We start from the raw sequence: 15,608 nt of genomic DNA on the forward strand, positions 1-15,608 counted from the left end.
GCCATGATATATTACCTGATCGCCAGCATCCTGATCGCCGTCGCGGCGCTCTTCGCCCGGACCAAACGTGCGGTTCTCGCCGCCGGCATACTCTTCTACGCCGTTCAGATCGCCGCCGCGGGCCTGCTGCTCTGGGGCGGGCTTTACGACACGACCTCGGCCGCATTCTTCACCTTCGACGCGCTCGGCACGCTCTTCTACCTGCTGCTCGTCGTCGTCTCGATGTACGTCTTCGGTCACTCGGAAGCCTACCTGCAAGGGGAGGACCTCCGCTCCTACCGTCTCTATTTCGCCCTGCTGATGCTGCTCACCACGGCCATCGCCGGAGCCTATTTCGCCAACAACCTCGCCGTAACGTGGATTTTCCTCGAAGCGACGACGCTCTGCTCGGCGGGCATCATCTACCACCGCCGCACGGCGCAGGCGCTCGAAGCGGCGTGGAAATACGTCTTCGTCTGCTCGACGGGCATCGCCATGGCCTATCTGGGCATCCTGCTGCTGGCCGCCGCGACCAAATGCGAAACGCTTTCGTACGAAGCCGTCGCCGAAGCGGCCTCGTCGGGCAACCCGCTCTACCTGAAGACGTCCTTCCTGCTGATTCTCAGCGGATACAGCTGCAAACTGGAACTGTTCCCGCTCTACACGGTCGGCATAGACGCCAATTTCGCAGCCCCCGCGCCTGCTTCTGCGCTGATCTCCACGGGAGTGGTCAACGCCGGATTCCTCGCGCTGCTGCGCGTCTACAAACTGCTCGCCGGAACGGAGGTTTTCCCGTGGGTGCGCTCGGTACTGCTCATCGTGGGCATTCTCTCGCTCGGCGTGGGCGCGCTTTTCCTGCGCCGCACCAACAACTACAAACGCTTCCTCTCCTACTCCACCGTCGAGAACATGGGCATCGCCGCCATCGGACTGGGCATCGGCGGCATCGGCGTATGGGCGGCGCTGTTCCACGTATTCTGCCATACGCTCGTCAAAAGCAGTCTCTTCCTGCAGATGGCCGTCGTACGGCAGGTGTATGACAGCTACCGCATCAACCGCATCGGCGACTACATCCGCATCAACCGCGTCGGGGCCGTCGGCCTGCTGACGGGCATGGTCGTACTGCTGGCTTTCCCGCCCTCGCCGCTGTTCGTCTCCGAGCTGATGATCCTCAAGCAGGTCATCACCGACCGGAACTGGTGGCTCGTGGCGGCACTGCTGCTGCTCATGTGCATCGTCATCTACTCGTTCGGATCGCGTCTGATCCGGCTCTGCTACCAGCCCAATCAGGACCGTCTGCACCCCTCGAAAGCCCACAAGGCACTCTCGTGGTCGGCCCTGTCGCTGCTCGCGGTCGCCATCGTGCTGGGCATGTGGCAGCCGGAACTTCTGCAACGGATCATCACCGAAATCGCCGCGTTATGAAATATTATATAACCGATAATACAGCCCCCGCCGTACCGCTGTCGGAAATTCCCGAAGCGTCGTACGCCGAATTCTACGCCGATCTGGCCGCCAAGCTGGCCGACGCGCGTTACCATATAGCCCACTATTTCGCCCTGCCGCTCGGCGACCGGCTCCGGTTCTTCTGCCTGCTGCTCGACGACGCGGAGGCCAAGGTGCTGATCGCGTCGCACGCCATGGAGTACTACGACGAGCAGGAACTCCCCTCGCTCACGGCCCTGCACCCGCAGGTGCATCCGTTCGAGCGCGACATCGCCGAACGTTACGGTGTGCGTTTCGACGGCATGCCGTGGCCCAAGCCGCTGCGTTTTCCGTTCGACCGGTTCGACCGCGGCAGTACGATGGACAACTACCCCTTCTACACGATGGAGGGCCGTTCGCTGCATGAAGTGAACGTCGGCCCGATTCATGCGGGAATCATCGAACCGGGCGCGTTCCGCTTCATCTGCAACGGCGAGCAGGTGCTCCACCTCGAAATCGCGCTGGGATACCAGCACCGCGGCGTCGAGCATGAATTCGAGACTACGGCCAACCGCCTGCGGCAGATGTGTCTCGCGGAAGCCGTCGCGGGCGACAGCGCCGTGACCCACGCCGCCACGTTCGCGTCGGCGGTCGAGAAACTCACGGGCGGCGTCCCCTCCGCACGGCTCGGCGTCGAACGCGCCGTGGCGCTCGAACTGGAACGGATGGCGATGCAGATCGCCGACACGGGCGCGCTCTGCATGGACGTCGGCTACCAGCTGGGGCAGGTGGCCTGCGAAGCGCTCCGGACAATGACGATCAACACCACGCAGGCGTGGTGCGGCAACCGCTTCGGCAAGGGGCTGATCCGCCCCGGCGGCACGAACCATCCGCTGACGGCCGCAAAGGCGGAAACGATCCGCCGCAACGTCGCGCAGATCGCCCGCCGTTACGACGAAGTGCGCCGCGACATCAAGTCGTCGCCGACGCTGCTGGCCCGCTTCGAGCAGTGCGGCATCGTGCCGCGCGAGGAGATGCTCCGCATCGGCGGCGTGGGTCAGGCGGCCCGCGCGAGCGGCGCGGCCCGCGACATCCGCGCCACGCACCCGTGGGGCGTTTTCGCAGGAACGATCCGGCACGAAAGCATTGTCAAACGCCACGGCGACGTGATGGCGCGTCTGATGGTGCGCTGCCGCGAGGTGCTGCAATCGGCCGGGTATATCGACCGCCTGCTGGCGGACTATGTCCCCGGAAGCCTGCCTGCACCCGATTATGCCGCTCCGCCCGCACCCGATTCGCTCGCGTTCGGGCTGATCGAGGGATGGCGCGGCGAAACGTGCCACGTCCTGCTGACCGACGCCCAAGGCCGGATCGCCGCCTGCCGCATCAAGGACCCCAGCCTGCACAACTGGCTGGCGCTGGCGCTGGCCGTGCGCGGCGAAGGCATTTCGGACTTCCCGATCTGCAACAAGAGTTTCAACCTCTCCTACTGCGGCCACGATTTGTAAAGACGAAAAACATGATACTACCGAAAATAAAAGTACTGCGCAGCCACGGGAAACAATACATTCCCGATCTCGACGCCGTCGAACTGACCGAAGAGTTCCGCGGACGGCCCGAACTGACCGAAACCCCGGACACCGCGGACCTCGAACGGGCAGCGGCAATCTGCCCCACCGGGGCGCTGACCACCGCGCCGCTCTCGCTCGACCTCGGCCGCTGTCTCTTCTGCGGCGAATGCGCCCGCACGGCGCCGCGCAATATCCGCTTCACGAACGACTACCGCATCGGCTCGCCGACGCGCGAAGGACTCGTCGTGCGGCCCGGCGACAAATGCGTGCGGTTCGACCCCGCGGCCGTACGGCCCGAAATCGGCCGCTACTTCGGCCGCTCGCTCCAACTGCGCGAGGTCTGCGCCGGGGGCGACGCATCGGTCGAAATGGAACTCAACGCCACGGGCAACGTCAATTTCGACTTGGGACGTTACGGCATCGGCTTCACCGCTTCGCCCCGCCATGCCGACGGCGTGGTGGTGTCGGGTCCGATCACGGTCAATATGGCCGAAGCGCTCCGGATCTGCTGCGACGCCGTTGCCGACCCCAAAATCCTCGTCGTCTGCGGCTCGGAAGCCTGTTCGGGCGGCCTGTTCGCCGGCAGCCGCGCCGTGGACCGCACCTTCTTCGATACGCACGCCGCCGATCTCTGGCTGCCGGGCGCCCCGACTCATCCGATGACCTTCATCGACGGCATCCTCAACCTGTTAGGCAAGAAAAAACGCGAATGACCATGCAACGACTCCGAACGATTTTCGCCTCGTTCTTCAAGATCGGGCTTTTCACCTTCGGCGGCGGATACGCCATGCTGCCGCTCATCGAGCAGGAGCTGATCGCCAAGCGCGGATGGATCGAGCACAAGGAATTCTTGGACCTGCTGACCCTCGCGCAGTCGGTTCCCGGACCGATCGCCATCAATACCTCGGTATTCGTCGGCTACAAGATGCGGGGTCTCAAAGGCGCCGTCGCGGCACTGCTGGGCAGCGTCCTGCCGTCGTTCGTCATCATCCTCGCAATTGCCCTGATGTTCGCCGACATCCGCCACAATCCGGTCGTGGACGCAGCCTTCAAGGGCATGCGCCCGGCTGTCGTTGCGCTGATCGTGGTGCCGGTTTTTTCGCTCGCACGCGGCATGCACTGGTCGATGTTCTTCGTCATCGCGGCGGCGGCCTTCGCCGTATGGTATCTGGGCTGGTCGCCGATCTACATCCTGATCGCCGCGGCCGCGATCGGCATTTCATGGACGCTGCTCATCACTAAAAAGGCAAAAAAATGATCTTCTGGCAACTCTTCGCAAGCTACCTCAAAATAGGGTTCTTCGGCTTCGGCGGCGGATACGCCATGCTCTCCCTGATCCAGAACGAAGTGGTCGTCCAGCACGCATGGATGACCAACGCCGAATTCGCCGACATCGTGGCCGTCTCGCAGATCACGCCCGGCCCCATCGCCATCAACTCCGCGACCTACGTCGGCTATACCGTCGGCGCACAGGCCGGAAACGAGTGGTGCGGCATTCTGGGGGCGGCGCTGGCGACATTCGCCGTATGCCTGCCCTCGCTGACGCTGATGCTGCTCATCACGCGCTTCTTCCTGCGGCTCAAGCAAAATCCGCTCGTCGAAGGAGCCATGAAAGGCATGCGGCCCGTGGTGATCGGCATGATCGCGTCGGCGGCGCTGCTGCTGATGTTCCCCCATAGCAAAGCCCCCGACGAGCAGAATTTCATCGACGGCTGGAGCTGGGCGCTGTTCGGCGGCGTCTTCATCTCTTCGGTCAAAAAAGTGAATCCCATTCTGTTGATCGCCCTCTCGGCCGCGGCGGGAATCCTGATCTATTACGTATTCTGACCCCGTCCCTCTCCTATAAAAACGGCCGGAGCGCATACGCCCCGGCCGATGTTTTCCCAACAGTCGCCGATCACACCACGGCGACGACCGCCGCACCCGCCAGCAGCAGGAACAGGAAGACTCCGAGACACAACAGCCCCAGAACGGCTATGAACGTGCCGATACAGCCCCAGCGCTGATCGCCGCCCGACAGCGGATCGGTCAGCAGGGTGATGATCAGACCGACGAGCGGCGTGAAGATCAGGCTCAGCAGGAAAGCCAGCCCGAAGCCGATGCGCCGGCGGCTGCCGATGATACCCACCAGAACAGCCAGCAGGCAGCCGCTCAACAAACCGAACAACAGAGTCAGAATAGCCATAATCGAAATCTTTTAGCGGATGAAACGGTAATAGGTCCCCAACGGCAGCTGCTTGCCTGCGCGGTCGGTGAAACAGAGTTCGCCGTACTGCTCTTCGAGCGGCGCGCCGAAGGCCTGCCGCACGGCGGTACGGGCCAGCGTGGACGAAAGGCCCATCGAGTAGAGGTTCAACACGAGAAACGCCCCCTGCGGCTCCAGCAGCTGCGCGCAGCAGGCGAGCATCTCGCAGATATTCTCCTCCAGAATCCACTTCTCGCCGTTGGCGCCGCGGCCGTAGGCCGGGGGATCGAGGATGATGCCGTTGTAGCGGCTGCCGCGCCGCACTTCGCGCCGGACGAATTTGAGCGCGTCTTCGACGATCCACCGGATGCCGTCCAGCCCGCTCAGCTCCATATTCTCGCGCGACCACGTCACGACCTGCTTCACCGAATCGACATGGGTCGTCTCCGCCCCGGCGGCACGCGCCGCAAGGCTCGCGCCGCCCGTATAGGCGAAAAGGTTCAGCACGCGGGGCGTAACCGGTTTTCGCGGCGCAGTCCGGCCCTTCGGCGCCGCTCCGGACAGAACGCCCTCGGATGCGGTTGTGGCCGGAGCGCCCGCAGGAGCGGTTGTGTCCGGCATCGCATCCGGCGCCTTTCCGCCCGCAATCCCCATCGCAGCGGCTCCGCCCGACGCCAGCGCCCGGCAGTTGTCGTAGATGAAATTCCAGTTGGCGGCCTGCTCAGGGAAGATGCCGACGTGCTTGAACGAGGTGAGTCCCAGCCGCATGCGCAGCCGCATCCCCTTATAGGCGTAATCCACCGTCCAGCGCGAGGGCATTTCGGGACCGAGACGCCACTCGCCGCGCTCCTCGCTGCGCGTATCGCGCAGAAAGGAGGCATCGGCCGCACGGCGCCACTCCTCCTCGGAGAGCGTCCGCCGCCAGATAGCCTGCGGTTCGGGACGCCGCGTAACGTAACGCCCGAAGCGTTCGAGCTTCTCGAAATCGCCCGTGTCGATCAATTCGTAATCCCCGAAAGCGGGTGTCAGCTGTTCTTGCATAAAAAATCTTCTTTATTTTATCGTCGGCCTGAGCAGGAAGCGGAACGTATAGTCGCCGTAAGGCACCCGGAACCGCTCCTCCGGCAGTTGTCCCCAGCTGTCGATACAGCCCAGTCCGGACTGCCGCAGATCGAAGTTCACGAACGTCGCGTCGCGCGCCGTGAGCGTTCCCGAATGCTGCTGGGGCGGGAAGTTCGACACGTCGAGATCGGCCGTCGCATAGGGCAGCGCCGATGCCGAGAAAGGAGCGTCGGAGAGGATCGTCAGCCCCGTGCCCGAACTGTCGGCCACGGTCCACCAGCGCACGTCGCTCTTGGTGCCCGACTCCTGCGGACGCACATATTCGTCGTGATACTGGTCGGCGACACGCTGTTCGTAAAGCCCCAGATCGGCCGACGAGAGCCGGTCGGCATAGTTTTCATGTTCGCCGCGACCGTAGTAGATCACGCGGCCGTAACGCGCCGGCATCGTGAGCGTCATGCCGTAGCGCAGCAGGTTGGGAACCTTGGCCGACTTGCCGGCGGTCATCCGTTCCGTCACCTCCATTTCCCCCGCGCCGTTGATCCGGTAGGTCAGCGCCAGCGTCGCTTTCACGGCTGGAAGCTCGTAAAGCGCTTCGACGACCGCCACGCCGTCCTTCACACCGGCGTCAAATTTCGTGAGTTTCAGTTCGGGATTCTTCCAGACCGCGAGTTTGCGGTCGAGCTTTGCGCCGAGGTCGTTCTCGGTCGGAGCGCGCCAGAACTGCGGACGCAGCTCGGCGCCTTCGGCCATCAGTGCACGGCCATCGACGTCGTAGGCGCAGAGGAAGCCGTCGCGCGAGAAGAACATCTCCCACGTCTGGCCTGCAACCCGCGTGCCGCGCTCCCATGCAGTCACCTCGACGGGACGTTCCGACGCAGCAAGGCCGAACCCGGCTTTGCAGTCGTACTCACGCACGACGAACTGCTGCTGCGCCGCCGTATGGCCGATGTCCAACAGCGGCCGTTTGTTTTTCAGTTTGTAGGCCACGTTCACCAGCAGCTCCTTGGCCTGCGGGCAGAAATCGGCGGAGGTGAAGCCCAGCGCATAGGTGCGCCGCTGCCGGGGCGCGACATCGAGTTCGCCGATACGACCGGCCTTCACGACCCGACCGTCGGCGACCAGTTCCCACGTCAGTTCGTAATCGTCCAGCCCCACGAAGAAGTTCTCGTTGTACACCTCCACGCGACCCTGCGCCGGATCGAGAAGCTCGGTCCAGATATTCTGATACTGCCGCTTCACCTCGTAGGCGTGCGGATGCCACGTGCGGTCGGGCGCGATGATGCCGTTGCAGTTGAACGAATTGTCGGTCGCGTCGTAGTTGTTGAAATCGCCGCCGTAGAGGAACGACACGCGGCCGTTCTTTTCGTAGCGGGCGAGTCCCTGATCGACGAAGTCCCAGATGAATCCGCCCTGATACGACGGATATTGGCGCACCAGTTTCCAATAGTGGTCCAGACCGCCCATCGAGTTGCCCATGGCATGCGCGTATTCGCACTGGATCAGCGGTTTGGAGGGGTTGTTCTTCAGGTATTTCTCACACTGCGCATAGTCCCAGTACATCGGGCAGATGATATCGGTAAACGCACCGTCCCGATCGTACACGGCGCGTTCGTAATGCACCGGACGCGACGCGTCGTAATCCTTGATCCAGCGGTAGCAGGCCTCGAAGTTAGGCCCCATACCCGCCTCGTTGCCCATCGACCAGACGATGACCGAGGGGTGGTTCTTGTCGCGCAGCACCATGCGCTGGTTGCGCTCCATATGCGCCTGCGCGAAGGCGGGCACCTTGGCCAGCGTCTCTTCGCCGTAGCCCATGCCGTGCGACTCGACGTTCGCTTCGTCCACGACATAAATGCCGTACTCGTCGCAGAGTTCGTACCACTGCGGATCGTTGGGATAGTGGCTCGTACGCACGGCGTTGATGTTCATCTCCTTCATGATGCGGATATCCTCGATCATCCGCTCGCGGCTCACCACATAACCCCCGATCGGGTCCATCTCGTGACGGTCGGCGCCCTTGATCAGCACGGGCTGTCCGTTTACGAGCAGCTGGGCATTCCGGATCTCCACCGAACGGAAGCCCACGGGCTGCGTCACGGTTTCGGTCACGTTCCGCCCGTCAGACACGTCGATCCGGAGCGTATAGAGGTTAGGCGCCTCGGCCGACCACTTCGCGGGATCGGCAACACGGAAGAGACACCCCGCTTTGCCGCCCGCCGGCATGATCTGCTGTTCGGCCACCGCCTCGCCCGCCGCATCCAGCAGCGTCAGGCCGACCGATTTCACGCGCGGGGTCGTCTCCACTTCGACGTGCAGCTGGGCGTCCCTATAATCGGCGTCGAGCGTCGGGGTGATGCGCACGTCTTTCAGGTGCGCCTTGTCGCGGGCCGTCAGCGTCACGCCGCGGGCGATGCCCGAAAAGCGCCAGAAGTCCTGATCTTCGAGGTAGGTGCCGTCCGACCAGCGGAACATCTGCAGGGCGATCAAGTTTTCGCCCGGCTTCACGAATTTCGTGACGTCGAATTCCGCCGCAAGCTTGCTGTCCTCGCTGTAGCCGACGAAACGGCCGTTGATCCAGACATAGACGTTCGACGTCGCCGAGCCGATCGAGAGAAAAATATCCTTGCCGCTCCACGATGCCGGCACCTCGAACGTATGCCGGTAGGAACCGACATGGTTTTCGGCGTCGGGCACGTGCGGCGGATTGTTCTCGAAATTGCCGCGCCACGCATAGCCGACATTCACGTAGAGCGGGTCGCCGTAACCGTTCAGCTCCCACATCCCCGGCACGGGCATCGCGCCCCACGACGCATCGTCGTAATCCACCTGCCAGATACCGGAGGGACGCTCCGAAGCGTTGCGCACCCAGTGGAATTTCCACACGCCGTCGAGCGGCATGCTCTCGCCCGCCGCAAAGGTCGAGTGCATCGGCAGACGGTTGATTTCATTGACGGCAGGGTCCTGCCATTCGCGGCCGGTCTGGGCCGAAGCGGCCAACGCGCCCGAAAGCGCCGCCGCAAGGATCAAGAGAGTCTTTTTCATCGGTTATGGTTATGGTTTTGGTTTCGCAGTCTCTTTACGGGTGCAGTCCACCAAGCTCATTTCGCAGCGGACGCAATCGAATTCCAGCCGGTAGCGGTTCGCGCCGCGCTCCAGCCAAAGATCGCCCTTCAGCCGCGGCCGCTCCTTGAGGCATTCGCCGATTTCGCGGCGGATGCAGTAGGCCGAGCGCATCACCCGACGCCCGGCGGTCGTGGCCGCGAGGTCGAGCCCCCGCTCGATTTGCCGGACGCCGTGGTCGCGGTAAAACGCTTCGGCAAGACGGTTGGTGACATTCTCCTCGGCCGAAAGCGTCTCCGACGGATACTCCGCCGCGCCCTCAGGCAGAATCCGGTGCTCGACGCCCCGCGCCAGCCGGGCCTGCAGCAGGGCGGCAAGCCCTTCGCGACGCAGCTGCGACGCCAGCGACGCCGGAACGAACCATTCGGCTCCCTGCACCTCGGCCGAGCGCACCGCAAAAATCGTATCGCCGCTTTTCATGGCCTGCGTCCGCAGGGCGGCGGCGTTCGCTTCGGCATTATTCGCAGGTTCCAAAGCGATGCGGCGTTCGGCGACAGCCGCCACCCCTTCGCAGTCGGTATAGCGGAACGTCACCCCCTCCGCCGACGCCGTCACCACGGCCGCGGCCGGAATCACGCGCCGCGTACGGCTCCGTTCGAGCAGCTGGTTGAAGCGGTGGTCGTAATTGCGGTAGACCTCGCATCCCGGAGCGATCCCTTCCATACGGTTGGGCGTCACGCAGTCGCCGTCGGCAGCATTGACATTGGTTCCGACCAGTCCGCGCGGCGTCAGGAAGCAGATGCCGTCGCCGGCGGCCAGCGTATGCACCCGGTCGAGCCGGAAACGGGTCCTTTCGACACGCGTCACGCGGCCCGCATATTCGCCGACGGCCTTCGGCGTGTCGAACGACGCCACGCCAGCACGTTTGCCCGCAAAGAAGTATTCAGACTCCCCGCGGGTGAAACTCTTGGCCGTATCGGGCGTGAAGTCCGCGACGCTTTCACCGGCCGAAGCACGCCGCAGGTGCGGCCGCACGGCCAGCGCATCGTCCACCGCGCGGCGGTAATAGGCCACCGTATTGCGGATATAATTGATGTCTTTGAGACGCCCCTCTATTTTCAGCGACCTGACGCCGGCATCCAGCAGCTCGCCGACGTGTGCCGAAAGATTCAGGTCGCGGACCGAGAGCAGGTGTTTTCCGGCCAGATAGGTGCGTCCGCAGCCGTCGGTCAGATCGTAGGTCAGGCGGCACGGCTGGCTGCATGCGCCGCGGTTGCCGCTCCGCTCGGACATCGACCGCGACAGAAAACAGCGGCCGCTGTAACCCACGCAGATGGCCCCGTGGACGAAACACTCCACTTCGGCGTTCGTCGCGGCGCATATCGCCCGTATCTCGTCGAGCGACAGCGCCCGTTCGAGAATCACGCGGGCAAAACCGCATTCGCCTAAGAAACGCGCCTGTTCGGGCGTCATGTTGCACACCTGCGTCGAGGCGTGCAGCTCGACCGGAAGATCCATCCGCCGCAGAGCCATGTCCTGCACGATGAGCGCATCGACCCCGGCCGCGATCAGCTCGCGGGCCTGCCGCTCGGCGGTCTCCAGTTCGTCGTCGTAAATCAGGGTATTGAGCGTGGCATGCACCCGCACGCCGTAACGGTGGGCATACTCCGCGACGCGGGCGATCTGCTCCGCGCTGTTGCCCGCCGCATGGCGCGCCCCGAACTTCGCACCGCCGATATAGACGGCGTCGGCGCCGTAATCCACGGCAGCGACGGCCGACTGCAAATCTCTGGCGGGAGCGAGTAGTTCGACGAAGTTCATGCTTTATTTTTTGCAAAAATAACAAATTCCCCGACAAAAACCGGAGCCGAAGCCGAAAAAACACAAGACAAAGAATTGATAACCGTTCTTGAAAAATATCACAAAATCACATATCAAAAACCTACTATCAATAGCAATCTAGGAAACCTCACTTCCTTAATTCAAGCATTCATTCAATTAAAAAACTTCCACATACTCTTTAACTTTCAAAAAAGAAGAAGCCAAATTCTTTACATTACTCGCTAAAAAAGGGACTGTCGATGCTTTCTTACATCCATCTTCCATATAGTAAGCTAAATAAAAAGAACGATGTACTTTCTTAAAATTATCATATAAATTATCAACAACAACACCAAATTCAGGATAATCAAGTTGAGCTATCATAATAATCTCATGTACATTACTTTCAATCTGCGAACGGCAATCATCCAGATATCTCATCCAATTAAAATCATCTCCATGAAAATGATATGCTAAAGAGGGAGATATGGACAAATCCAAAGTTTGGCAAGCTTTTTCAATATCCACATCTAATGGAATTACCGAGCTATTTTTCGAAGTAATATTTTGAAACAGATTTACTCCTACCTCCAATAAGGCACTGACATATTTGCGTAAAAATATGCTCCGATATTTACGCTCTGAATACCGAGATAAAACTACAGTCACTCCATAGACAATCGTTGCTGCAACAATTGACCAACATATATTCGTCAACCAATCCACTGAAATAATAATCCCCACACAGAAAGCAATCGCAGCTACCCCCAATAACCAGAAACTCTCTTTTCCAAGTAACATCATATATTTTCGCATAAACTTCTATTTTATGTATAAAATCATCTTTTCACTACTTTGGTCTTCACGCATCACACTTCCATCCTCATTATAAAGAGTCGAAACAGTCCTTCCGTACCTACAATCGCCTGAATCAGAATAAGTATACACACTATGATTTACAAAACTTAAATATCTTTTACCACTAGGATAACCTTTCTGATACTGCACTGATTTTGCCTCTACCATTCTCCCTTTATTGTCATAAACATAATCCCAACGATTACTAATCTGACCATTTTCATCACAAATTTCATAATAAGCCATATTCTGAGATTCCCAAGAACACTCACAATTTGCTGAAGACGTGGAATTACCACTACCGCAATCTTGTTCAAATTTATTTTCATCTCCACCACAAGCTTGAATGGTGATACTTACGAGTGCCCCCAATACAAACGACACTATTACCATACTTAATGTTCTATCCATAGTATTCTTTATTATTTACATGCCAGCCCCATAGCAAATTCAGTTTGAGTCCTTAAAATATATAAAAAACGTGGGACAAAACTTCCATTGATCATTGAGGTCTTCGACAACCTTGGCTATCAACGAAGTAAAGCCCACGTCGTGAAACGTGAGCGTCTTCGCTTTTCTAGTAGCCGTTTGAAAGTGTCGAAGTTCCAATGACTAGTAAAAGCTAACGCTTTTTATATGTAATCACAATTTAGATCAGCCGTTTATGTCATAAGCAATGATTTTATTCGTTATATCTGCAAATATAAGGATTTTCACCAGCATTGTCAACCTAAATAACCTTTTTCCTCGATAAGAAGATACAAATTGCCGCTATTTTTATAAATTTGCGGTTTGTAATACGAATACTCAAAAATCAACAGATAGTATGCTTACGCTAAAGCAAATCCGCGATGACAAAGAGGCCGCGATCCGCAAACTGGCCAAAAAGGGCGTGGACGCCGCACCCGTCATCGAAAAGATCGAAACGCTGGACGACCGCCGCAAGGCAATTCAGGTAGAATTGGACAATACGCTGGCCGCGCAGAACAAAGCCGCCAAGGAGATCGGCGCGCTGATGGGTCAGGGCCGCCGCGAAGAGGCCGAGGAGCGCAAACGCTTCGTCGCCGACCTCAAGGAGAAATCGAACCGCCTGCAGGCCGAATCGCGCGAAGTGCAGGAGGAGCTGCAGGCCGCGATCGTCACGCTGCCCAACTTCCCCGCCGAGATCGTCCCGGAGGGCAAAACCGCAGAGGACAACCTCGTCGTAAAACTCGTCGAAAGCTACACCGAACTGCCCGAAAACCCGCTGCCCCACTGGGAGCTGGCCCGCAAATACGACATCATCGACTTCGATCTGGGCGTGAAGCTCACGGGCGCCGGATTCCCCGTCTACAAGGGCAAGGGCGCACGCCTGCAGCGGGCGCTGATCAACTACTTCCTCGACTGCAACACCAAAGCCGGCTATCTCGAAGTCGAGCCGCCGATCATGGTCAACGAGGCTTCGGGCTTCGGTACGGGACAACTCCCCGACAAGGAGGGGCAGATGTACCACGCCACGGCCGATAACTTCTACCTGATCCCCACGGCCGAAGTTCCCGTCACGAACATCTACCGCGACGTGATCCTCGACGAAAAGGATTTCCCCGTAAAAATGACCGCCTACACCCCCTGCTTCCGCCGCGAAGCCGGTTCCTACGGCAAGGACGTGCGCGGCCTGAACCGCCTGCACCAGTTCGACAAGGTCGAGATCGTGCAGCTGAGCCTGCCCCAGAACTCGTACGAAGCGCTGGACGGCATGGTGGCGCATGTCGAGTCGATCGTCAAGTCGCTCGGCCTGCCCTACCGCATCCTGCGTCTGTGCGGCGGCGACATGTCGTTCACTTCGGCGCTCACCTACGACTTCGAGGTCTACTCCGAAGCGCAGAAACGCTGGCTGGAGGTTTCCTCCGTCTCGAACTTCGAATCGTTCCAAGCCAACCGTCTCAAGCTCCGCTACAAGGACGCCGACAAGAAAACCCAGCTGGCGCACACGCTCAACGGCTCGTCGCTGGCCCTGCCGCGCATCGTCGCCGCCCTGCTCGAAAACTTCCAGACCCCCGAAGGCATCCGCATTCCCGAAGCGCTGATTCCCTATACGGGTTTTGATATTATCAAATAAGTTTCTATATTTGTCATTACATACACACATTAACAAATAAATTTTTCAAAAATGGCTTACAAAATCACCGACTCCTGCGTTGCCTGCGGTACCTGCATCGGCGAATGTCCGGTAGAGGCTATCTCGGCTGGCGATATCTATGTAATCGACCCCAACACCTGCATCGACTGCGGCACCTGCGCAGGCGTTTGCCCCAGCGAGGCGATCATTCCGGAATAACGCACGGTTACAACATGGAACAACACGCCCGAAGCATTATGCTTCGGGCGTGTTGTTTAGGCGTTGGGCTGAGAAAGTTATTCAATCGGTTTTCCCGGAATAACAATTCCTCCAGCTTCTTCCAAAGAATAGCATCTATCTCTCGGAATCTCTATTTTCCAATAATCTCCGGGAAGATCCGGATTAGGCCCCATAAAAATGCCATCCATTGGAGTTGTCGTAGCAGGCATAATAACTTTTCCAGACTCTCCAGCCGCCTGACGGATTTCTTTCCAATCAACGACCTCAAAAGCAATTCCATTAGACCTTATGCCCACCTCTTTATACTTGAAATACACTCTATATGGCAAAGAAGCATAAACATCTTGTTGCTGATCGCACAAATTAATATGATTCAGATACATTACACCTAGTTTAGAAATACCTTTTCTGAACCCATAATTCATCTCCGGTCTGAAAAACACCTCCACACAATAATGTGGACCGACCTTCATAACATCGGAAGAGTTAGCCCATGTCAAGCCGGGTTTAATCGCATACGCACCCGGCTGGTCGAAACGAATCAAATAGTTCCCTGCTCCGTCGTTATTGATAATCGTACACTGCGGATCATTAAAAACCGATTCCGTGATTTCCAGATTGGGATCAGGATAATCAGGATCTTCAAAATTGACACTGAAATTATAAACTTTACCGAGTGCTACAGAACTCGGACCTTCGATGCTTGCCACAGGCGACGCCACCCGACAAGTAATGGTTGCCTGTTGGAGCATAATCGGCCCCGACGGGTTCGCAAGATCACGATAATTCCGTGTTGCCAATATCTGATAAACACCGCATTTTGTAAAACGTAGTTTCAGCGATTTATCGGTCCGTGAAATTTGATCGATGCCGCCGTCTATCGTAGTAAAGAACGACACGTTTGTACTTATCACTTCTATACCCGCATCAACTCCTGACGTCACGAGGTTAAACGTATAATCTATATCCTTTCCATAATACTCATCGCCAATTCCTCTTCCCGCAGGATTACTGACAATGCCGATCTTAGCAATGCCTGCGCGCGTCTGCGGATTATCCGGCGCAAGGTCTTCGGATACTTCGAGGATTTCCTGCGAGCAGGAACCCGCACACATTACCGCCAATGCACCGAATAGCGGCAGTACGAAATTTGGGAACAAGTAGGATTTTTTCATAGCTTAAATTATTTAAGTGGGTGAATAATAAAAAGCCGCAGGAAAAATATCTGAATTATTCAAATACACAATAAATCAGGCGTATTATTTCATTTTCCGATGAAAATTTTCACAAACCGTCTCCATATGTC

General features: G+C 58.4%; 14 protein-coding genes. 7 read left to right on the forward strand and 7 right to left on the reverse strand.

The features are described 5' to 3' along the window. Positions 1-3: 3 nt before the first annotated feature. From ALFI_RS01725 to ALFI_RS01745, 5 genes are read left to right on the forward strand one after another with little or no spacing between them, the layout of a single operon-like run. The gene (locus ALFI_RS01725; protein WP_014774532.1) at positions 4-1,404 is read left to right on the forward strand and encodes a hydrogenase 4 subunit F; all 1,401 of its coding nucleotides are present in this window, start codon (positions 4-6) and stop codon (positions 1,402-1,404) included. Continuing rightward, positions 1,401-2,912, forward strand: coding sequence for a hydrogenase large subunit (locus ALFI_RS01730; protein ID WP_014774533.1), 1,512 nt, complete (start codon positions 1,401-1,403; stop codon positions 2,910-2,912). The genes ALFI_RS01725 and ALFI_RS01730 overlap by 4 nt, the downstream gene beginning before the upstream one ends. An 11-nt stretch (positions 2,913-2,923) precedes the next feature. Next, on the forward strand, positions 2,924-3,688 hold the full coding sequence (locus tag ALFI_RS01735; protein WP_014774534.1) for an NADH-quinone oxidoreductase subunit B family protein: 765 nt from the start codon (positions 2,924-2,926) through the stop codon (positions 3,686-3,688). A gap of 2 nt (positions 3,689-3,690) precedes the next feature. Further along, positions 3,691-4,233: a chromate transporter gene (locus ALFI_RS01740; RefSeq protein WP_014774535.1), complete on the forward strand. Its 543-nt coding sequence runs from the start codon at positions 3,691-3,693 to the stop codon at positions 4,231-4,233. Further along, a complete protein-coding gene (locus ALFI_RS01745) occupies positions 4,230-4,802 on the forward strand; it encodes a chromate transporter (RefSeq protein ID WP_009598663.1) in 573 nt (190 codons plus the stop codon). The genes ALFI_RS01740 and ALFI_RS01745 overlap by 4 nt, the downstream gene beginning before the upstream one ends. 70 nt (positions 4,803-4,872) lie before the next feature. On the opposite strand, the gene ALFI_RS01750 is transcribed toward ALFI_RS01745, so the two are convergent. The 6 genes from ALFI_RS01750 to ALFI_RS16805 all read right to left on the reverse strand — a co-directional run bounded on the left by ALFI_RS01750 (position 4,873) and on the right by ALFI_RS16805 (position 12,375). Then, positions 4,873-5,160, reverse strand: a complete 288-nt coding sequence (locus tag ALFI_RS01750; RefSeq protein ID WP_009598656.1) for a hypothetical protein — start codon at positions 5,158-5,160, stop codon at positions 4,873-4,875. A gap of 12 nt (positions 5,161-5,172) precedes the next feature. Continuing rightward, positions 5,173-6,201, reverse strand: coding sequence for a class I SAM-dependent methyltransferase (locus ALFI_RS01755; RefSeq protein ID WP_014774536.1), 1,029 nt, complete (start codon positions 6,199-6,201; stop codon positions 5,173-5,175). 12 nt (positions 6,202-6,213) lie between these two features. Then, positions 6,214-9,267, reverse strand: coding sequence for a beta-galactosidase, LacZ type (gene lacZ, locus ALFI_RS01760; protein WP_014774537.1), 3,054 nt, complete (start codon positions 9,265-9,267; stop codon positions 6,214-6,216). A gap of 9 nt (positions 9,268-9,276) precedes the next feature. Beyond that, entirely contained in the window at positions 9,277-11,106 is a 1,830-nt protein-coding gene (locus ALFI_RS01765; RefSeq protein ID WP_014774538.1) for a peptidase U32 family protein, read from the reverse strand. 177 nt (positions 11,107-11,283) lie between these two features. Next, positions 11,284-11,922: a hypothetical protein gene (locus ALFI_RS16800; RefSeq protein ID WP_014774539.1), complete on the reverse strand. Its 639-nt coding sequence runs from the start codon at positions 11,920-11,922 to the stop codon at positions 11,284-11,286. 6 nt (positions 11,923-11,928) lie between these two features. Next, a complete protein-coding gene (locus ALFI_RS16805) occupies positions 11,929-12,375 on the reverse strand; it encodes a hypothetical protein (RefSeq protein ID WP_130062693.1) in 447 nt (148 codons plus the stop codon). A gap of 415 nt (positions 12,376-12,790) precedes the next feature. On the opposite strand from ALFI_RS16805, the gene serS reads away from it, so the two are divergent. Then, the gene (serS, locus tag ALFI_RS01770) at positions 12,791-14,062 is read left to right on the forward strand and encodes a serine--tRNA ligase (protein ID WP_014774540.1); all 1,272 of its coding nucleotides are present in this window, start codon (positions 12,791-12,793) and stop codon (positions 14,060-14,062) included. Positions 14,063-14,113: 51 nt separating this feature from the next. Beyond that, positions 14,114-14,281: a DUF362 domain-containing protein gene (locus ALFI_RS01775; protein WP_009598644.1), complete on the forward strand. Its 168-nt coding sequence runs from the start codon at positions 14,114-14,116 to the stop codon at positions 14,279-14,281. 77 nt (positions 14,282-14,358) lie between these two features. On the opposite strand, the gene ALFI_RS01780 is transcribed toward ALFI_RS01775, so the two are convergent. Then, entirely contained in the window at positions 14,359-15,477 is a 1,119-nt protein-coding gene (locus ALFI_RS01780) for a hypothetical protein (protein ID WP_014774541.1), read from the reverse strand. Positions 15,478-15,608 lie beyond the last annotated feature (131 nt).

The sequence above is a fragment of the Alistipes finegoldii DSM 17242 genome (genome assembly GCF_000265365.1).
In the GTDB taxonomy this organism is placed as follows: Bacteria; Bacteroidota; Bacteroidia; order Bacteroidales; family Rikenellaceae; genus Alistipes; species Alistipes finegoldii.

What these genes read in the sequence shown, in the direction of transcription:
- ALFI_RS01765 (WP_014774538.1), bottom strand. Translation starts at nt 11,106, where the DNA reads ATGAACTTCGTCGAACTACTCGCTCCCGCCAGAGATTTGCAGTCGGCC.
- ALFI_RS01755 (WP_014774536.1), bottom strand. Translation starts at nt 6,201, where the DNA reads ATGCAAGAACAGCTGACACCCGCTTTCGGGGATTACGAATTGATCGAC.
- serS (WP_014774540.1), top strand. Translation starts at nt 12,791, where the DNA reads ATGCTTACGCTAAAGCAAATCCGCGATGACAAAGAGGCCGCGATCCGC.
- ALFI_RS01740 (WP_014774535.1), top strand. Translation starts at nt 3,691, where the DNA reads ATGCAACGACTCCGAACGATTTTCGCCTCGTTCTTCAAGATCGGGCTT.
- ALFI_RS16805 (WP_130062693.1), bottom strand. Translation starts at nt 12,375, where the DNA reads ATGGATAGAACATTAAGTATGGTAATAGTGTCGTTTGTATTGGGGGCA.
- ALFI_RS01775 (WP_009598644.1), top strand. Translation starts at nt 14,114, where the DNA reads ATGGCTTACAAAATCACCGACTCCTGCGTTGCCTGCGGTACCTGCATC.
- ALFI_RS01735 (WP_014774534.1), top strand. Translation starts at nt 2,924, where the DNA reads ATGATACTACCGAAAATAAAAGTACTGCGCAGCCACGGGAAACAATAC.
- ALFI_RS01725 (WP_014774532.1), top strand. Translation starts at nt 4, where the DNA reads ATGATATATTACCTGATCGCCAGCATCCTGATCGCCGTCGCGGCGCTC.
- ALFI_RS01745 (WP_009598663.1), top strand. Translation starts at nt 4,230, where the DNA reads ATGATCTTCTGGCAACTCTTCGCAAGCTACCTCAAAATAGGGTTCTTC.
- ALFI_RS01780 (WP_014774541.1), bottom strand. Translation starts at nt 15,477, where the DNA reads ATGAAAAAATCCTACTTGTTCCCAAATTTCGTACTGCCGCTATTCGGT.
- ALFI_RS16800 (WP_014774539.1), bottom strand. Translation starts at nt 11,922, where the DNA reads ATGCGAAAATATATGATGTTACTTGGAAAAGAGAGTTTCTGGTTATTG.
- ALFI_RS01750 (WP_009598656.1), bottom strand. Translation starts at nt 5,160, where the DNA reads ATGGCTATTCTGACTCTGTTGTTCGGTTTGTTGAGCGGCTGCCTGCTG.
- lacZ (WP_014774537.1), bottom strand. Translation starts at nt 9,267, where the DNA reads ATGAAAAAGACTCTCTTGATCCTTGCGGCGGCGCTTTCGGGCGCGTTG.
- ALFI_RS01730 (WP_014774533.1), top strand. Translation starts at nt 1,401, where the DNA reads ATGAAATATTATATAACCGATAATACAGCCCCCGCCGTACCGCTGTCG.